Here is a 16,916-nt window from a genome sequence, read left to right on the forward strand (position 1 = left end):
GTTCATGAAACGCCCCTTGTCCCATCCGGTCATGGGCCGGCTCTTTCGCTGGGCCTGCGCCCTTGTGGGTGCCGGCCTCGCCAGCGCTGCCCCGGTTCAAGCCCAGAATCCCTCCTCTGCCTCGGTCGATCCTTCCTCCGCGCCGGTCGAATGGGTGCGTTATGCGCAGGGCGCGACCGCTTCGGTGACGAAGCTGCTCGAAGGCCCAGCCGATGCAGCCGTGCGCCTGCGCGCCTGGCTCGACCAGGCCCGTCCTGCGCCTGACCAACCGACCGCGCCGCTGATCCTCAAGCTCTGGGTCGCGAAGGACGGCATCGTGTCGCGAGTCGAGTTCACGCCCTTTGCGCTTGCCGAGGCCAATGCGGACCTCAAGGGCCTGCTGGTCGGCCAGTCGCTGGCAGGCGTCCCCCCGAAGGACATCCTGCTTCCCTTGCGGATCGCGGTACAGCTCGACGCGCCGCAGGCGGCGCCAGACCAAGAGGTTGCGCCCCCTGCGCACAACCGCACCTAGGCCTTGCCTGAAAGCCGCAGGGCGGCAGAGCCGACAACCACTTATGCCGCGCCTTGTGAATAGCCACTTGCTCTTTTCCCGGCGGTCCTGCCAGTTCCTTCAAGCGGATGGACCAATCGCGGCATGGCCGCCAGCTCCTATCCCGATCCTCAACAAGAGATGAGAAAGTAGCGTATCAATGACTGGAAATGACCTCGCCGAAGCCTTGGCCACCGCTCATGGTTTGACGAAAGCAGACGCCAAGAAATATGTCGATGCGGTGTTCACCGCGATCGGCGATGCCGCGGCCAAGGGCGAAGAGGTGTCGATCAACGCTTTCGGCAAGTTCGCAACGAAGAAGACGCCCGAGCGTCAGGGGCTCAATCCCGCGACGAAGGAACCCATCACCATCAAGGCGGCCACCAAGATCGCGTTCAAGCCCGCAAAGGCGCTCAAGGACAAGATCAACGCCTGACCTTGCTGTCGCCGGCCTTGCTGCTGTCCATGTATGCAAGGCCGGCGATATCCTGTTCGGCGCATTGCCGAAACGACCGCCAGGGCCGAGGGCATCATGATCAACTCGGCAAGTTCATGATGAAATCTTCGAGGCAGTCAGGATCAAGAGAGCTTGTTCGAACAGTCGCTTTGTTTCAGCATAATATACGATGTTGATCGATCTTTGTTTCTGCATTTCACATAGAATCGTCATAAACATCATATTTTGTTTGGCGCGATTTTGTCGTATACGGGAAAATATTTAATATAATTATTGTTCATATAAATGTCACATATTAAAATAAGTCGATATTGAGGCAATCATATGTCGACTCGACGGGCTCTGTATGAGAACGTGCGAAGAATTGAGCGAATCGCCTAGCGTTGATGTCATTCTGTCTTTGACGACCATCGATTAATTCACCTCGACCAGAAATTTGCGGGAGAATTTCAATGGGTATCTGCTCTGATCGTTCGGTCAATTATCTGAAGTCACTGAATCTCAACGTCATATTGCATCCCCTGGAAGATCTGGCTCCCCTCGCTTTGCTTGGCGAATATGGCGATGCCCGCGGGATCATCGGGACGCTCAGCCAACTCACCGAAGCGCACGATGGTTGTCCTCCCGCAAATCACGTCGGGCGTGGCCGCCAATATCAATGGGCAGAAGAGTAGCAAACTTCCCATTGAGCTTGGCCTCGACATCCTTGGCAACATTATCGGTGCGATGGGAGGAAATCTGGGCGTAAAAGCGGCCTATGAGCATGCGAGCAAAGTCGAGTTCAGCTATTCCGGCGTGACCCGCCTCCGTGCCAACACAATCGAGATCGGCGACTATCTCGTGGCATCGAAAGTGCGGTGGAATCATCCGATTCTGAAAAAATACCTGTTCGGCAAGGGGCGCCTTTACGTTCTGACTGAGATCGTGACTTCCAAAAAGCTGGGTGTCACAGCCTACAATCACGACAACAGCAGCATCAGTCTTGAAGTCCCGGTGATCAAGGAACTGGTCGGAGGCTCGCTGTCGGTGGGCAAGGAGAGTGAAACCAGCACGACTGTCACCTATGAAGGAGACAAGGATCTGGCCTTTGGTTTCGTAGCGATCGAGCTTTCCGCCGGAGACAGGGGCGATGATGGCGAGATCGATCTGGTTTTCCGTCCGGTGAAGGCGGGCGCGGTGAGCTTTGGCGTGGGGGCGGGCCAAGGTGTCGTCTTTGCTGATTTCGAGGGCGCGCTGCCCGAGCTCAAGACAGTCGATCCGGAAGAGCTCGGCGAGGTTGAGCCAGTCGCTTAAGGGGCGCAGGGGGGCGCGCAAATGACCCAATTGGTCTTCGTACACGGTGTCGCGACGCGGCAGACTCCGGCTTATGCTGCCGACGTCGCACTGCGCGACGAGCGGTTCCGCAAGCTTGCCCTGGGCGAGGGGGCCGGCATCCGTAATCCCTTCTGGGGTGATCTGGGCGCCGCCTTCGCGTTTAAGGAACAATGCCTGCCGCGCAATGGCGAGGTGCCGACGTCGTTCAGCCTGGGCGACAGCGGCGCGGCCGCCGCCAGCACGACCGGCGGAGCCACGATTGCCGAGATTGCGGCCGCGGATTTCCCGGCTGCGGTTGACACGCTCTATGCGGTGCTCGTCGAGACCGCAGCGGCGCAAAACCGGCAGCTCGATGCCGGGGAATATGCGGAGATGCAGGCGGCGGCGGCCTATGCCGAGGCCAATCCGGTCCCGGCCTGGGTCGCATCCGACATGACCGACGCGGCTTTCGTCGACGCGTTGCGGGCGCGGCTCCAGCTTGAAACGCCTGCCGCCTATGGGCTGCTGGACCGCCTGAAGGCGGCGGCCGGCGCCGTCTTTGATCGCGGCCGGAACCTGGTATCGTCCGGGGTTCTTGGACTTACCCGTGATAAGATCAATCCGGCCGCGGCCAAGTTTATCGGTGACGTGTTCGTCTATTTACGCGCAGGGGCCGCGCGGGCCGACATTCGTCAAAGGGTCGTTACGGACCTGCTCGCCGCGCGTGCCGAGGCTACCGCTAACGCGGAGCCATTGGTGGTCATCGGTCATAGTCTGGGCGGCGTCATTCTCTACGATCTGCTGACCGACCCGGCGGGCGCCGGGCTGCCGCAAGGCTTCGCGATCGACGTGCTTCTGACGGTGGGTTCGCAGCCGGGTTTCTTCGAGGAGCTCAAGCTGTTTGCGGCAAGCGACGGCGCGATTCCTTCCCCCGCGCATCCCCTGGCGGCCAAGCCAGCGGCCGTCGCGCATTGGTGGAATGTCTATGACCCGGTCGATGTCCTGAGCTTCCGCTGCGAGGGAATCTTCGAGGAGGTCGAGGATTTCATGTTCAGTTCGATGACGGGCGTGATCGATGCGCACACCAGCTATTTCTTGCGCCCGCGCTTTTTCGAGCGTCTGCGGTCACGGCTGCAGGCGGTTGCATGACGCTCATCTATCAGCGCCAGGTCAATGGTCCGGCAACCCATGCCTTGATCATCGGTGTCGGTGCCTATCCATCCGCCAAGATCGACAATTTCGTTCCAGGCACAACGCCGGAATTGCTCAAGGATGTGCGCGACCTTCCGAGCGCCGCTGCGGGCGCAGCTGCCTTCTGCGATTGGCTGATCGGCGAGGCCGCGCTCGATCTGCCGCTTGCTTCCATTGAGATGCTGTCGAACGGTCCCGCGCCTGTCCACGGTCAATATGGCTGGGAAGGCCGCGTGGCCCCCGCCGGTTCGAACGGCAATGCGCCGACGGATCCCCGCGGCAATTCCGCCGTCGGCGTGCCGAACACAGGCAATGTGGCGGCAGCAGGAACGCAATGGCTAGCGCGACTGAATGCCACAGCCGGAAACGCCGGCCTTGTCTTCATTTGTGGTCACGGTGTCGCTGTGACCTCGCAGCCCTTCGTCCTGTTGGCCGACCTCAATCAGAATCCGGTCAATCCGTGGGGCGCGTTCCTCAACATGTATGAACTGGGCGTCGGCCTCAAGCAGGCGCCCAATGTGTCGGCTGCCTATCTTTTCGTCGATGCCTGCGGCGAGATGGTGACGGATCTCTATGTTCAAAATCCCGGCGTCGGCGCCAAGTTCATTCGTTCCGATCCCTTTGTCGCGGGCACGGAAAAGGTTGCGTTGATCGCGGCGGCGGCCAGCAATTATTTCACCTTCGAGGACAGTCCGACGACCGGCGGCCGCTTCACGCGAACCCTGTTGCGTGCGCTTCGCGGCGAGGCCGCACGCAATCCGTCCGGGACGGCCCAGTGGGGAGCATATGCCGTTGCGATCCACGAGGATTTGAAGAGCATTTATTCGCTGGAACCTCGTTGGCAACGGCAGCCGTTCGAGCCGGTGTCGCCGATGCTGCCGACCACGACGGCCGCGATCGTGACCTATCCGGCACCGCCGGACGTGACGGTCAATGTGGTGCTCGACCCGACCCAGGCGCTTTCGGTCGGAACCGTAAGCATCCGTGATGCTCAAGGTGCGACGCTCCATACCTGCCCGGGCACGGCGGCAGACAGTTGGCCGCAGACGATGCAGGCGAGTATCTGGCCGCATTTCGTCAGCGCCTCGTTCATAAATGGCAGCGGTTATCGCGATGCTGAGCAGCTTTTTTGCCCCAGTCGGTCGCTTTATCGTCACCTGGTCAACGTCCGATGAGTGGAGGCAGCCTTTGAAGACCGTGTCCTTCCTGGCACCGCCAGACGCTGTCGCCGCTCGCATCCGGATTCTGGGGCCGCAGGGCGAGGTCCAACTCGACAGACGGGGTGTGGGTTCCGATAGCATGACCACGCCATCGGATCGCGAGGTGCTGATCCATGATGCGGTTCCTGGCGCTTATGCGGCGGTGATCGAGCCGCTGGGCGAGGTGCCGACCTTCTATTCGTTCGTGGTCGACGATCGTACCGACACAATCGATACGCCAGCCCTGTCGAACCTGTATGCGGCATCGGTTTCGAAAGACTGGCTCGATCAGTTTTCTGATAGCGCCTGGTCCAAGTCCATGGGAGGTTCCGCAGCGCCTGGTTCGCGAACGCAGGAGATGCGTTCGGCCTCACCTCCGGTCGATGACGACAGGATTGCCGAAGCGGGCTTCGATGACGTTGAGGATCAGGTCGATCTGGCTTCGCCGTCTGCACATGTGGAGAAGTCTGCGGTTGAGGGCGAGGTCGGGTCTTCCGGACGTGAAGCGGACAGCCTCCCCATGGCCCCGCGCCGCTTTTCAATCGGCCTCTCGGTCGACACCAGGCCGATGGGCTATGGTGGCTGGCGGCCATATGAGGGGCCATGGCCGATCGTCTTTTCAACGGCGCGCAACCGGGCTGCGCCTGTTGATGGCGGCACGAAGCTTGAAGAGGTGACGAGTGCGTGGCTGCACATCGACCGCGGGCACGCCATGCTCGTGTCCGGCAAAGGCGACGCTCGTGGAATGCCGCTGCCAGACGACGGGGCGCGACTGAGGCTTTCGGTTTCGATCGAAGGCCTGCGGGTCGAGCGAACCCTGATTCCCTTGTTCACCGGTGGCGTAACCATCGAGTTCGCGTTGGACCCTTCGGGAGGGGTGCTGCTCGACGTCGCGCCGGTCGATCTGGAGAAACTATCGCTTTCTAGGGCGTTATCCTCAGCGGTCGGGATCGAGGGACAGGGAATCTGGAGTGACTTTACCCGGCGCACGCCGGTCGCGACCTATATTTCGGGAGACATTCCCGAAGATCCTTGGACTGTCATCCTGGCGATGCTGTGCGCGGTTCGGTTCCCTGGGGTTGAAGAGCGCGAGGCCCTGCAATGGGCTCCGGACCTGGCGAGGCAATTTGCCTGGATTCCAGATAGCCACGTTCTTCTGGCTCGCAGCCTCCTGATCGGGGCTGCGCCGGACGACCGCAAGGTCGCGGCCTCCGAGGCCCTGCGAGCCCTGTCGATCGCAAGGCGCCTGGGCGCCCCCTATTTCGCTTATGCCAACACTTTGCTGGGAGATATGCTGACTGCGTTGCGCGACGGTGCTCCAGAGGCCGAGCAAAGAGACCAGGCCAGGAAAGAGATGGGATATTGGTCCCGGCATCTCCCGCATCAACGCGTTGCCGGCGCTTCGTTCAGTTGGGTCATGTCGAGCGGCGCCCGGTCTCGCGGCGGCTTGGATGAGCGCTATTCATCGCTTCTCGCGCTCGGCTCGGTGGAGGCGAATTCTCTGAGCATCACGCCGATCGCCAAGGCCACCGGTTAGACGCTCTACCGTGTCACCAGAGCCCGATCATGCGGTCAGCCCGTGTTTGCTATGTCTTGGGATTGCCTGCTGCGCCGACGGCAAAGAGGGGCAATCCGGCGTTTGCCTCGATCCTTGTCAATTCCGCGATCATGTCGTCAATCACTTGGCCCAGCAGGATCACGATTTCGACATGAGCGGCACCGGGCTGGGTGAGAGGCCGCAACGCAACGGTAGGCTTGCCGGGATTGATGACGATCTTCCTGTCCTTGAGAAGATCGATTGCGGCGCTCGAGCAGATAGCGAATATCTCGTCGGCATATTCCGCGACGGTACCGATCCGCAGGCCTGTCTCGTTCACGAGCAGGCTGACTATATACAGCGTCAAAAGTTCGGAGAAATTGAAGCGGGCATTGGGTTCGTCCAGCCGACCGATATTGACTTTTGTCTTCCAGCTCCGAAGCTGCTGTTCCTGAATCCGGGCAACTGCTCGTACGGTCTTCTGTGTATAAATTGCCGTCATTCTTCCCACCTGTTGGCTGGGACAGCTTGCCCTGTTCTTTGCAACAAGCTATAACGTAGAGGCGCCCAATGCGTAACACAAGAGGAGTGCCCATCTGCGACACCTCTTCGATCTTCGGCCTGCCCCGCGCTGTCACGCGTCCCAAAGTGATTGGGGTGTAGCGGCAATGGCGCTTTGGCAGGCAGCCACTCCACCTGATCGGGGCGTCCATGTCCTGATCGTCGGCGTCGGCAAATATGAGAATGATCGTCAGGACTATCTGTCCGGGGCCGTCCGCAGCGCTGTGCGCGCCGCTTCCTGGTGGGCGAAAGCTGGCGACAAGCTTCTGGACGGCAGGGAACTGGCGTCGGTTCAGGTGCTGATTTCCGGGCCCGAGGATCTGATGGTCTTCATGCCCGATGGAAGCACGCCAAAACCCCGCCTGCCGACGCGCGAAACGGTGGTCGACGCATTTGATCGCTGGCTTGGGCTCACCGAGGCCGGGAATGACGATTTGGCGGTGCTGCACTGGATTGGTCATGGAGCGAGTCCCGGCCAGTCGGGTTTCTCGAAAAGTCATGCACTATATTGCTACGATCTTGACCCTGTGACTGGCGATACAGCGGCCATCAATTGGCTGCCGACCCTCAATGTCATCGATGAGAAGCTCAAAGGTCGTGCGATGTGTTTCATCGACGCCTGCAGGTCGCCATACCCAGCCGTTCCCTGGCCGCGGTGGAAGGGGGTCTGGGAATATCCTTTCGAGGGTACGCTGCCGCAGGCCTATGTCTACTATGGGGCGGATGAGAACAGACCGGCCTATGCAGTCGATGCCGCTGATCCTGGAAAGGCAGAACCGCCCGAGAGCCGCAAACAGATGCGTGGGCGGTTCAACGGCGGCGCCGTGTTCACCGAGGCGATGCTATGCGCGCTCGACGGATTGGGAGCTATCAGACGAGACCCTGACATCGGCTATGCGGTCTATGAGGATCAGATATTCGACATACTCGACCATAAGATCAGGCAGTGGAAGAGTTGTCATCAAGGTGATCTCGGGAACAAGGCTATAAACCCCCGGAATGACGCGCCGGTAATATGGCGTGACCGGGCGTTGTTGAAGGCCCCGTCGCCATCCGCGAGCATCAAGCTGTCGCTGCCCAGCGCAAATACGGCGGCGCATTTCCGGTTTCAACTCGAAGTCGATTCCATGCCGCAGGAAAAGCCATGTGCCTGCGACGGCTGTTGGCACATCGATGTCGATTATGGTGAGCGGCAAGTCGTTGCGCGTGGCCGTCATCACGCCATCAAAGGCGATCGCATCTTCAAGCGGTCATTTTATGCGGATTGCCTCAACCTGGAGGTGACTTTGCAGGGGGATGCAACATGACAGGCCGACATCCCGCCCCGATCTATCTGGAATGCTACCTGGATCGTTCCGTCCTGCCGAGCCGCAAAATTCTCGATGAAGCTGTGCAGGTAAAGCTCGAGGATGGACTCTGGCTCTGCCGGCTTCACGCGCCGAACGGCGCACGAACGACGGTTACCGTTCCTGGATCTCCGCAGCCGCTGGGCTATCAGCATTTCGCGAAGATTTTGCGAAATGCCACAGACGGCGGCGATCTTTGGATGACGCCATGGTCCGCCAGTCCGTCAAGGCCGCTCGAAGAAGTGACCGTCGGCGCTTGGTCTGGCGACACCATGCTGTCCAAGCAGGAATGGTCGTTGCAATCGCATCGCAGGGCCGACAGGCGCTGGTTGATGGCTTCATCCAGGAGGAAAGAGGCCAGAATTGATTTTCTGCAGATCGTAACCACTGGCGGCGTGTCGATGTTCGTACGCTGTCCGCCTATGGACGATATTGAGTTCCGGTGCGAGCGGACGGATTCAATCTACCCTGTGCGCCCTGTGTTCTCCACCGCTGACGCCGATGTGTCGGCCTATTGGGGGTTCACGCGTCACGCGATCGCCAAAGGCGCATTCAGCCTTGGTGAAAAAATGGCGCGGGCCTCGATCAAGCGGCCAATCTCCATGGCCCAGGCGGTGGTCGCGGCACATTGGGTCACAAGCTTTGGTGTCGATGATGCCGGTTATCTTGAACCTTTGGCCGAACAATTGGCCAATCAGCCCGACAGTACTGACGCGCTGATCATGAAATGGGTTCTCGACCTTGGCAGCGCCCCTCCGGAGAAGAGGGAAGAGGTCCGGCAACGCTTCTGGTTCGTGGCGGAAACAGCGCTCCGTAAGCTTCCGACCTTCACGGGGGCAGTGAGATTGCTTTGCGAGCGCCTCCCTGCCGATCCTGATCGGCTTGAGGCAGGTATCCAGAGAGGCCCGGGCGCAAGGCGTCTTCTTGAGCGCCTTTGGCGGCTGGCCTCGGCAATGGCCTGGGACACCGAACATACCAGCTTTCGCGGCCTTCGCCCCGATGAACCCGATCCGACCGCTGAAGCCGCTCATATCGATGAGGGCTCAAAAAAAAAATTTGCTGGGCGAAAATTTAGTTCGTGAACTCTTGCTTCACGGCATTCAGAGCAATTCTGTCGGTCGCGCTGATGATGCGGATAGCGAAGTGCTGCCACTCTTACGGCAACAGGAACTGGATGAGCAGGGCCGTGCTTATGCGACGGGGCGTCGAAAGGAGGCTGTCGCACGCGTGTGGGTTAAGCCCGGGACAGGAAAGATCATCGTGAACGGGCGAGATCAAGAGGAATATTTTGCTCGCCCGACCCTTCGGCTCGTCATCAATCAACCCTTTGGGGTGGCGGAGCGTATTGGCCAATATGATGTGGTTTGCACGGTAAAGGGGGGTGGTCTTTCTGGTCAGGCTGGTGCGGTAAAGCATGGCATTGCCCAGGCTTTGACCAAATACGAGCCCACACTACGCGCTGTGGTCAAAGCTGAGGGGTTCCTCACACGCGACAGCCGGGTGGTGGAACGTAAGAAATACGGTAAAGCCAAGGCGCGGCGCAGCTTCCAATTCTCCAAACGGTAAATCATCTAGATTACCGCCGATAGGCGGTCACCGTTGGAACCGGGTCCAGTACATGTATTCTGACCTTTGGAAGGTTTACGACCTAGGCGTACAGCTCTGTTAAACTCGATCTCTTTTTGTGAACAAGCCTGCTGCTTCTTAAAAAAGATGTCGGCTTGAAAGGATTTGCCATCGAGGCCGAGAAGATCGAAAGTCGGGTAACTGGGTTCGGAGTGGCCCGGTGTGTCGCCGCGCCCGCCGCGTTGATCGGCCCGTCCAATTTCTTCGAACTGGCCGTGGCGGCCGCAATCAGCCTGTTCGGCCTGACCTCGTGCGCCGCCTCGCCGCCGTGATCGGCGTGCTGGTCGAGGTGCCGGTGATGCTCTCGGTCGTGGCCATCCTGATGCGGAGCCATGGCTGGTATGAAGATCCACTTCCGACAGAACAGCTCACATAGGTTCCGGACCTTCGCCACCCGAACGGCAAGCCCAAGGTGGTAGTTGCCCAAGATCGAATAGCTCGCCCCGGACAAGACCATCCAGAGCCTCGGGAAACATGCGAACCACAGCCCGCCATACGACATGCCCCGGATCGATCTGGGTCTGCGCATCACGGGCATTGCCGAGGATTTTCTGAAGGGAAGGACGGCTCAGCAAGTCGGCGAACGGCGTGTTCTCCAAAAAAGCCTGTAGCAGGTTGGCGTAAGGTAGAAAGTCCGCCCCGCTAAACTTGCTGTTCAGCATGGCGAGCAGAGCACCATCGCCGGAATGGCGCGTGATGTACAGCGTGTCCTTCCCCTGCTCGGCGCTGTGCGCCACGGAACAGAAGATCGCGAACAGCGACGCCAGATGGGCTTGCGCTCGATCGGAATGGCTCGTCCAATAGTCGTCCTTCCATTCCGGCAGGTCGGGAACCTGGGCGCAAATTGAGGTCCATGCCGGGGCGAAGCGTTCGCTGTAGAATGGGGAGTTCGGTCTCTCTCGCTGGGCGTGCTGAAGCGCCTTCCACCAATGATTGCGAACCTGTCGGCAGTAGGTCGTCAGCCGTTCGCTTCGCCGATCTTCCAGGAACACCGAACGTCCCGAAGCTGTGTTGAGATCGTCGAGCCTGACAAGGCGGGGCTCGAGATACCCACCTTGGCCATCTTCGAGATAGCAACTGAGGATGAGGGTGCCACTGTCGATGGAGGCCGCCTGAGCGACGTCATCGAACAGGAAGGCGTTGCCGCGCTGCATGGTGATGACGTCGTGGAAGCCCTGAGGTAGCGGATTTTCCAGTTCTCGGAAGACCCAGATCAGCCGCACCCCCTCGCGTTCGTAATGCAGATGGCGTGCGGCAATCTCCGGGGCGAACGGTTTCGAGAGTTGGACCTCGACAACGAAGCGGCCAAGTTCACCCATGTCGAGAAAGACGTCCGGCCATCGGCCGCGCTGATGGACCGCCGGTCGCAGATAGGTGTCGACCGCAGAGGCGGCGCATCGCGGATCGGCTTTGGCCAAGTGCTCGATAGTCTGACACAGATGACGGTGGAGCGCGGATTCCTGGTGGCCCTGATATTGTGCGGCGCGGGCAGCGTCCGGCGTCATCGTACCGCCCTCGTGCCAAGGGCAGTCTTTGGGAGCCTCCGGAAAATGACAATAGAGGGGCATGTGATCGCCATCGGCGATCGCCTGCGCGCGGATGAAGACGCCGCCTTCGCAAATCCGGCATCGCGCGAAAGGGCGCGCGGGCTCGTCACGGCGGCGCACGTTGATCTCGGTCCGGAGATGCTCCCACCGCTCGCGCGGCATGGCCATCAAGGCCTCGATCGAGACTGCGCCACGGGGCAGATCAAAATCGGCCATCCGGATGGTGCGCTGCCGCTCAGACGACCGCATGGTGCCCACGTCCTTGCAGCTTCATGGCCATGCCCATGCCTTATCAGCGATCGTATCGGTTGATCCGCGCCAGCGACAACAATCCGAGGGGATCGACGAGCAGGATTTTCTGGACGCCTGCCTCGGCCGCGCGCAACTTTGCCTTGTGCATGAGCTCGAGCGCCGGGAATTCGAAGCCACTGAGCTTGCGCGGAGCGGCGATCTCGGGTGTCACCGGCCCCGTCAGATCCATCTCCAGTTCGGCGACGATGGACTGGCCCGCGCCCCTGGGCCGATCGACATAGACCGTGAAATAGGGCTCACCATCGGCGATGGCTTGCTCATTGAGAACGATTTCAGCCAATAAAACCCCCTGTCACCATGAGAACCTTTATAGAACATCGTGTCGCCCGCGCAACCCGGACGGTGCTGGACCGACTCGCCAATCAGGCCCGCGTGTCACGTGGTTCCACTGCGTCGATATAGAAAGCGCCGCCTTTCCAGTCGCGGACGACGCCAGATTCTTCGGCGTCCTCATATTTTGCTTTGGAGAAGCAACGAAGCTCACCATCAACTTCGATCTTAACCGCCAAGTCACGCCCTTCCGGCTCATCGTCGCACAGGCCGACGACCCGGCGTTCGAGCATGATGGTGCCGTCGTCCAAGCGGCCGCCCCGAACATGGTGGGCCGCGATCGGTGTTGTCTCCTGGCGACTATAGGTGGCGCGCTCGGGATAAAAGCTGATCACGACCTTCGCAGACGGCAGCTCCGGGGGAATGTCGAAGGTGCGCGAAAGCACCCGCCGGGCAGTTATTTTCCCAAACTCGCACATGTCGCCGAAGCGCACGAAGCCGTGCCGCTGCCAGAACGTCCAGGAACTGCGCGGCGAACATTCGATCGAGAGGACGTTGACGCCGTCGACCCTGGCGCGTTCAAGCGACGCGGCGAACAGCGCGTCGCCGAGGCCCTTGCGTCGCCAGTCCTTGCGGACGCTGACGATGTCCGCGGCATAGTTTCCGACCTGGAACGCGACGGCTTCCCCGTCCTTACGAACCACCCAGAGGTCATCCAGTTCGAGTGAGCGCTCAATGATTGCGCGATTGCACCAGAAACCATCGCCATCCTCGGCATATTCCTGCTCAAGCCAACCGAGGACCGTCGCCAGGTCCGATGCTGTTGCCTTTTCGATTTCCAAATCTGTCTTCCTTTGCATGGGCGGTCCGGCAGCCCGCTGACATCTCGGGGAATCAACGTTTCTTTTTGGGCTTCGGTTTGGTCTTTGCCGTGCTGGATTTCGCCTTCGCCGGATTCTTGGCCGGAGTTGCTGGAGTAGTCCCGATACTTTCGCCGACGTTGCCACCTGGGCGTGTCGTTGGGACGGCATCGAGTTCCTGCAGTGCCAGGCGGCGTTCAAGGCGCACGCACATCCTGGTCATTTCGATCAGTATCGTGGCGTCTTTAGCAGTGACGGTGGGCGGGTTCGTGGCGCCGTGACCTGCCAGCGGCTCGACGTTACGACGTTTATAGGTCGCCAGAATGTAGTCCAGGAGGGGGACGGGCAATTCCGAGCGATTGCGGTAACCGTCGAACAGGCTGGCCAGGGTCTGGTTCTCGACGTTCGGATTGTTGAAGACTAGCTTCGCGAGCGTTTCGAAGATGTTGGCGCTGGCGTGCAGGACGCCGGCATAGTCCTTGGCCTCGAACGCCTGATCCATCCGCTGCGTCAGCACACGGATATTGGGGTGATCGGGATCGACATTCTCTTCCTCCAGTTCCGTCTCGGAGAGGATGGCTACCTCGATGTCCTCGTCGAAGCCTTCGGTCTTGAACCGGACCGAACTGTTGTCGTCGGCGAGGATACGGTTGACCGATCGCGTGTCGAGCATCCCCTGCTGGAGCATGTCCGCGAGAATCTCGACCAGTTGCACGGTGTCGGGCCGTCGCATGATGAGCTCGGTTTCGGCAATGTGCCAGCCGAACTCCTCGTTCATATACATCCCCATGTCGTCGGGCTCGAGGCGGTAGATCGGGAGATCGAGAACCGTCCGTCCGACATTGATGAAGTGATTGCGGTTGATGAGGCTGACATTGTTGTCGTTGCTGGCGCAGCGTTTGCGCACCAGCCGAGTCAATTTGAGCCTCGCTTCGTTGGAGATGACCTCCGATTCCAGCTTCTTCTTGTCCGCCTTGGAAAGACCCATGAAATACACCGCAGCACCCCTTCAGGCTGTTCCTATCGTTTAAGACGCACCCGCATACGGCGCGCGCGTTCACGGAACGCCTCCTCACCGCCTTCGAGAATATCGCAGACCGCTTTGCGGATTGGCTCATCCTCGAGTCCGCCGGCGGTATAGGTGATCGGCGGCAGGCCGCCGCTCTGGTGAGCGCCACACTCAGCGATGATGATCTGGTCCGCATCCGTGTTGATGACGAGGTTGGCGTTGTGGGTCACCATGATGACCTGTCGCTTGGCTTTGGCCGCGATGAACAGGGACACCAGTTCGTCGAACACGGATTTCGGGTCGAGATTCTCTTCGGGCTGATCAATGATGAGGGGCCGATCGTCACCATCGTCGAGGGCGAGATAGAGCAGCAGCAGGACGATCCCGCGAGTGCCCGGCGACAGCTTGCGAATATCGACGCCGTCATAGGCGATTTCGTAGCGCACCGCGATGTGGTCCGTGCCGAACAGCCATTGCGCAAACTGCTTCGACCAGGCGCGGAAATCGGCCTGTTGTGTCGGCGCATAAGGCGCATGGACGAAGATGTCGCGCGTATAAGTGGCAATGAAGCCGGACATGGCAGCTTGCACATCGGCTGCGCTGCCTTGTTGCCAAACCGGCTTCAGGACCGTCTCCGCCACCTTGATCAAAGAGCCGCGCCCATAAAACGGGCCAGCTTTGCGGCAGTCGATCAGGTGATCCTCCGCGACATTGCCCCAACCGGCGGCATCGACAATACGGGTGACCGAAAAGCTGAGTTTGCGCAGCGTGCCGGAAGAGCCCGCTAGTTTGGCCATGAGCGGCGCGTACAACCCTGCAAGCGCGGTTTGTTCGCTGATTACGGCCTGGAAGACGCGGCCATATGCGGCATCGCGCTCGCCTTGCAGCACCTTTCGGCGATCTGCCGCGCCCTGCGCGTCTGTCAAACGGGCTTCGATCCCCTGAAGTTCGCTATTCTCCTGTCCAATGCGGGCCGACAGGGCAGTATACTGGTTGCGGACGATCTGATCCGCGCTGATGAGTTGTTCGAGGCGCCCCATCTCCGCCTTGACCAATGCCAGCGGCAGGCTGCTCAAATCTACACCTTCACCGATCAGTGGAGTGTTCGGATCTGCGGGTGGCGGTGGCACGCCGTTCAGTGCGGCGATCTGCTGGTCGGCCCAGCGGACATAGCCGGACAGAGCGTTATCGACATCGCCCTTGTAGATCAGCAGGAAATCCTCCCACTGCTTGCCGTCAAGACCACTGGCCGGATGGCGTGCCTGTGCCTGCCGCAACAACTCGGGAGCCTTGGTGGCCCGCATGCTGGCCACCTCGTCCTGCAACGCGAGAAAAGTGCGGCGCTGATTGGCATAGGCCTGCGCCTTTGCGTTGATCGCCTGCGCCGCCTGATTCAGTTGTCCGTGCCGCGCCGCTTGTGCTTCGGTGCCCTTGACGACGAGCTTGGCAAGGTCGGCGGTGTAGCCGGCAATCAGTATGCGTTTCTGAGCGACCTGGCCCGCCAACACCGCGACAAGTGCCTCTTTCTCGAATTCCTCGGCAATGCGATCTGAAATATCGGCGATCGCCTCGGCTTCGCGCTGGCGAGCCTGTTGGAAGCGAATGGTGCGTCGTTCGCGAAGCTGCGCGAAGTTCACCGCGCCATCGCGCTGATCATAGGGGTGCGCCTCGAAGATGACGCGCTCAATCTCTCGGATCAGCCCCTCGGAAGCGCCTTTCGAGGAACAAAGCTCCTCGACGAACTGCTGCGAGAGATAGCGGGCTCGCGGAAAGGCGAGAGGGTCGTTGGCGTCGCGCCCGTCGAGGAAGCGACTGGTTTGCGTACCGCCGCCCCAGGTCAGGGTGGCCCGGGCGTTTCCGATGAGGGAACGCGCACGGACGAGGAAGGAAGGGCTGCTATTCTCGTCCGCCCTCCAGGCTGCCGGTGTGATCGCGTCGCACCCTGCCGCGATCATGTCGGCAAGCGCGGTCTTGCCCGAGCCGCGCGCGCCGATAATTGCCACCAGTCCAGGATTGAGCGGCACGACGGGGGTCGAAGCCCAGCTTCCGTCCGTTATCTCAACCTGCGCGATCACCTGGGAGGGCATTGCCGTACGCGGCGGTTCGGCGCCGACATAGGCGCGACCTTCAGGATCGATGCAGGCTTGCCGTAGCGCATCGAAGGTCACCGCACCCTTGATCCAGGTGAAACGATCGTGCGTCGGCTGGCCCACGGCTTGGTGGTCGTGGGCGTCGCTGCCGTGCAGGCACGGCTTGCAGCCAGCGTAACCCTCTCTGAGCTGGTCGACGGGCAGCACACCCTGGCCTAGCCAGAAAGCGCGATCCTTGGGGCTGCTCGAGAAGATGATATGGGCAAACTTCTCAATTTCTTGACGCACAGTGGCGTCGGCGGCCTGCCGCAGCCCGGATGTCCCATCATTACTCCCGCCCGCCACTGCAACGAGAATGTTGTGCTTCGCCCAGTCATTGTCGCCCAGAACCTTGCGTAGCTGGGTGAAATTGACCTTGAACTGGGTCGCGCCATGGGCGAGCGCTGCGCGATCGTCGACAAGGGCAGGATTTGCGCGGCGACCGAGCCGGATCAGATCAGCCCGACTACAATCGAAATCATCGTCGAACGCATGGAATTGCAGCCTGGTGAGAATGCGCTTCACCGCGGCAAGATGATCCGGATCCTCCGGGCTGACGAGAAGGTGGACATTCACGAAACCGGATTTGGCGGCAACATCGAGCCGAATCTCGATGTTGGGGAAGATCAAATCGACGTTCGGGAGACGATTGGCGGCCTTGTAGGCAAGGATCTGCTCGTAGGTATCGGTCACATAGTAATCCGTCGCAGCGATGGCTTTAATGACGGGCGAGCGCGCCTCAAGCGCCGCGATATAGTCTCCCCACGGATCGACCCCACCAAACTGGTTGTTGAGGACGGTTCCTGGCGCATGAATATGTGGCTCCCACCGACGCCACTCCGACCCCCTAGCAATCATTACCTCTCCGCTTCGAACTTTCCCCGGCTATGCGTCTGCATAGACGATGATGTGACCAGTTGGAATTGAACTCGCACAAAGAATGAAACGACTTCCACAGCATCGCGAACGAGGGAAGCCACTCAGGCTGGCGACATGCTTGGGCGCCGCATTACATGGGCCATGAGGATCGAGTGTTATTCAGAGATCCGG

The 16,916-nt window shown here is 60.3% G+C and carries 16 protein-coding genes and 1 pseudogene; 11 read left to right on the top strand and 6 right to left on the bottom strand.

The window, feature by feature from the left end:
* Positions 1–4: 4 nt before the first annotated feature.
* The 7 genes from V7Q48_RS08255 (at position 5) to V7Q48_RS08285 (ending at position 6,206) form a co-directional block, all read left to right on the top strand.
* The gene (locus V7Q48_RS08255) at positions 5–511 is read left to right on the top strand and encodes a hypothetical protein (RefSeq protein ID WP_333837452.1); all 507 of its coding nucleotides are present in this window, start codon (positions 5–7) and stop codon (positions 509–511) included.
* Between the two features lie 178 nt (positions 512–689).
* The gene (locus V7Q48_RS08260) at positions 690–965 is read left to right on the top strand and encodes an HU family DNA-binding protein (RefSeq protein WP_333837453.1); all 276 of its coding nucleotides are present in this window, start codon (positions 690–692) and stop codon (positions 963–965) included.
* Between the two features lie 473 nt (positions 966–1,438).
* Positions 1,439–1,660, top strand: coding sequence for a hypothetical protein (locus tag V7Q48_RS08265; RefSeq protein ID WP_333837454.1), 222 nt, complete (start codon positions 1,439–1,441; stop codon positions 1,658–1,660).
* A complete protein-coding gene (locus V7Q48_RS08270) occupies positions 1,629–2,279 on the top strand; it encodes a gasdermin (protein ID WP_333837455.1) in 651 nt (216 codons plus the stop codon). Before V7Q48_RS08265 ends, V7Q48_RS08270 begins: the two co-directional genes overlap by 32 nt.
* 21 nt (positions 2,280–2,300) lie before the next feature.
* The gene (locus V7Q48_RS08275; RefSeq protein WP_333837456.1) at positions 2,301–3,428 is read left to right on the top strand and encodes a hypothetical protein; all 1,128 of its coding nucleotides are present in this window, start codon (positions 2,301–2,303) and stop codon (positions 3,426–3,428) included.
* The gene (locus tag V7Q48_RS08280) at positions 3,425–4,645 is read left to right on the top strand and encodes a hypothetical protein (RefSeq protein WP_333837457.1); all 1,221 of its coding nucleotides are present in this window, start codon (positions 3,425–3,427) and stop codon (positions 4,643–4,645) included. The genes V7Q48_RS08275 and V7Q48_RS08280 overlap by 4 nt, the downstream gene beginning before the upstream one ends.
* 124 nt (positions 4,646–4,769) lie before the next feature.
* Positions 4,770–6,206: a hypothetical protein gene (locus tag V7Q48_RS08285; protein ID WP_333837458.1), complete on the top strand. Its 1,437-nt coding sequence runs from the start codon at positions 4,770–4,772 to the stop codon at positions 6,204–6,206.
* Positions 6,207–6,255: 49 nt separating this feature from the next.
* Here the strand turns inward: V7Q48_RS08285 and V7Q48_RS08290 are convergent, their stop codons facing one another.
* Positions 6,256–6,708, bottom strand: a complete 453-nt coding sequence (locus V7Q48_RS08290; protein ID WP_333837459.1) for a hypothetical protein — start codon at positions 6,706–6,708, stop codon at positions 6,256–6,258.
* Between the two features lie 166 nt (positions 6,709–6,874).
* On the opposite strand from V7Q48_RS08290, the gene V7Q48_RS08295 reads away from it, so the two are divergent.
* The 4 genes and pseudogenes from V7Q48_RS08295 to V7Q48_RS08310 form a co-directional block, all read left to right on the top strand.
* A complete protein-coding gene (locus tag V7Q48_RS08295) occupies positions 6,875–8,074 on the top strand; it encodes a hypothetical protein (RefSeq protein WP_333837460.1) in 1,200 nt (399 codons plus the stop codon).
* Positions 8,071–9,195: a hypothetical protein gene (locus V7Q48_RS08300; protein ID WP_333837461.1), complete on the top strand. Its 1,125-nt coding sequence runs from the start codon at positions 8,071–8,073 to the stop codon at positions 9,193–9,195. Before V7Q48_RS08295 ends, V7Q48_RS08300 begins: the two co-directional genes overlap by 4 nt.
* On the top strand, positions 9,113–9,679 hold the full coding sequence (gene rpsI, locus V7Q48_RS08305) for a 30S ribosomal protein S9 (RefSeq protein WP_333837462.1): 567 nt from the start codon (positions 9,113–9,115) through the stop codon (positions 9,677–9,679). The genes V7Q48_RS08300 and rpsI overlap by 83 nt, the downstream gene beginning before the upstream one ends.
* A 206-nt stretch (positions 9,680–9,885) precedes the next feature.
* A pseudogene (locus tag V7Q48_RS08310) lies at positions 9,886–10,115 on the top strand (arsenic resistance protein); the annotation flags it as partial.
* Here the strand turns inward: V7Q48_RS08310 and V7Q48_RS08315 are convergent.
* The 5 genes from V7Q48_RS08315 to V7Q48_RS08335 all read right to left on the bottom strand — a co-directional run bounded on the left by V7Q48_RS08315 (position 10,108) and on the right by V7Q48_RS08335 (position 16,724).
* On the bottom strand, positions 10,108–11,535 hold the full coding sequence (locus V7Q48_RS08315; RefSeq protein WP_333837463.1) for a hypothetical protein: 1,428 nt from the start codon (positions 11,533–11,535) through the stop codon (positions 10,108–10,110). The pseudogene V7Q48_RS08310 and the gene V7Q48_RS08315 sit on opposite strands and share 8 nt — an antisense overlap.
* Positions 11,536–11,578: 43 nt before the next feature.
* Positions 11,579–11,878, bottom strand: coding sequence for a hypothetical protein (locus tag V7Q48_RS08320; RefSeq protein ID WP_333837464.1), 300 nt, complete (start codon positions 11,876–11,878; stop codon positions 11,579–11,581).
* A gap of 82 nt (positions 11,879–11,960) precedes the next feature.
* Complete coding sequence (locus tag V7Q48_RS08325) at positions 11,961–12,710, bottom strand: GNAT family N-acetyltransferase (protein ID WP_333837465.1); 750 nt, start codon at positions 12,708–12,710, stop codon at positions 11,961–11,963.
* 52 nt (positions 12,711–12,762) lie between these two features.
* On the bottom strand, positions 12,763–13,716 hold the full coding sequence (locus V7Q48_RS08330; protein WP_333837466.1) for a hypothetical protein: 954 nt from the start codon (positions 13,714–13,716) through the stop codon (positions 12,763–12,765).
* A 32-nt stretch (positions 13,717–13,748) separates the two neighbouring features.
* The gene (locus tag V7Q48_RS08335) at positions 13,749–16,724 is read right to left on the bottom strand and encodes a TrlF family AAA-like ATPase (RefSeq protein WP_442947109.1); all 2,976 of its coding nucleotides are present in this window, start codon (positions 16,722–16,724) and stop codon (positions 13,749–13,751) included.
* Between the last annotated feature and the right edge of the window lie 192 nt (positions 16,725–16,916).

The sequence above is a fragment of the Novosphingobium sp. genome, assembly GCF_036803765.1.
GTDB lineage: Bacteria > Pseudomonadota > Alphaproteobacteria > Sphingomonadales > Sphingomonadaceae > Novosphingobium.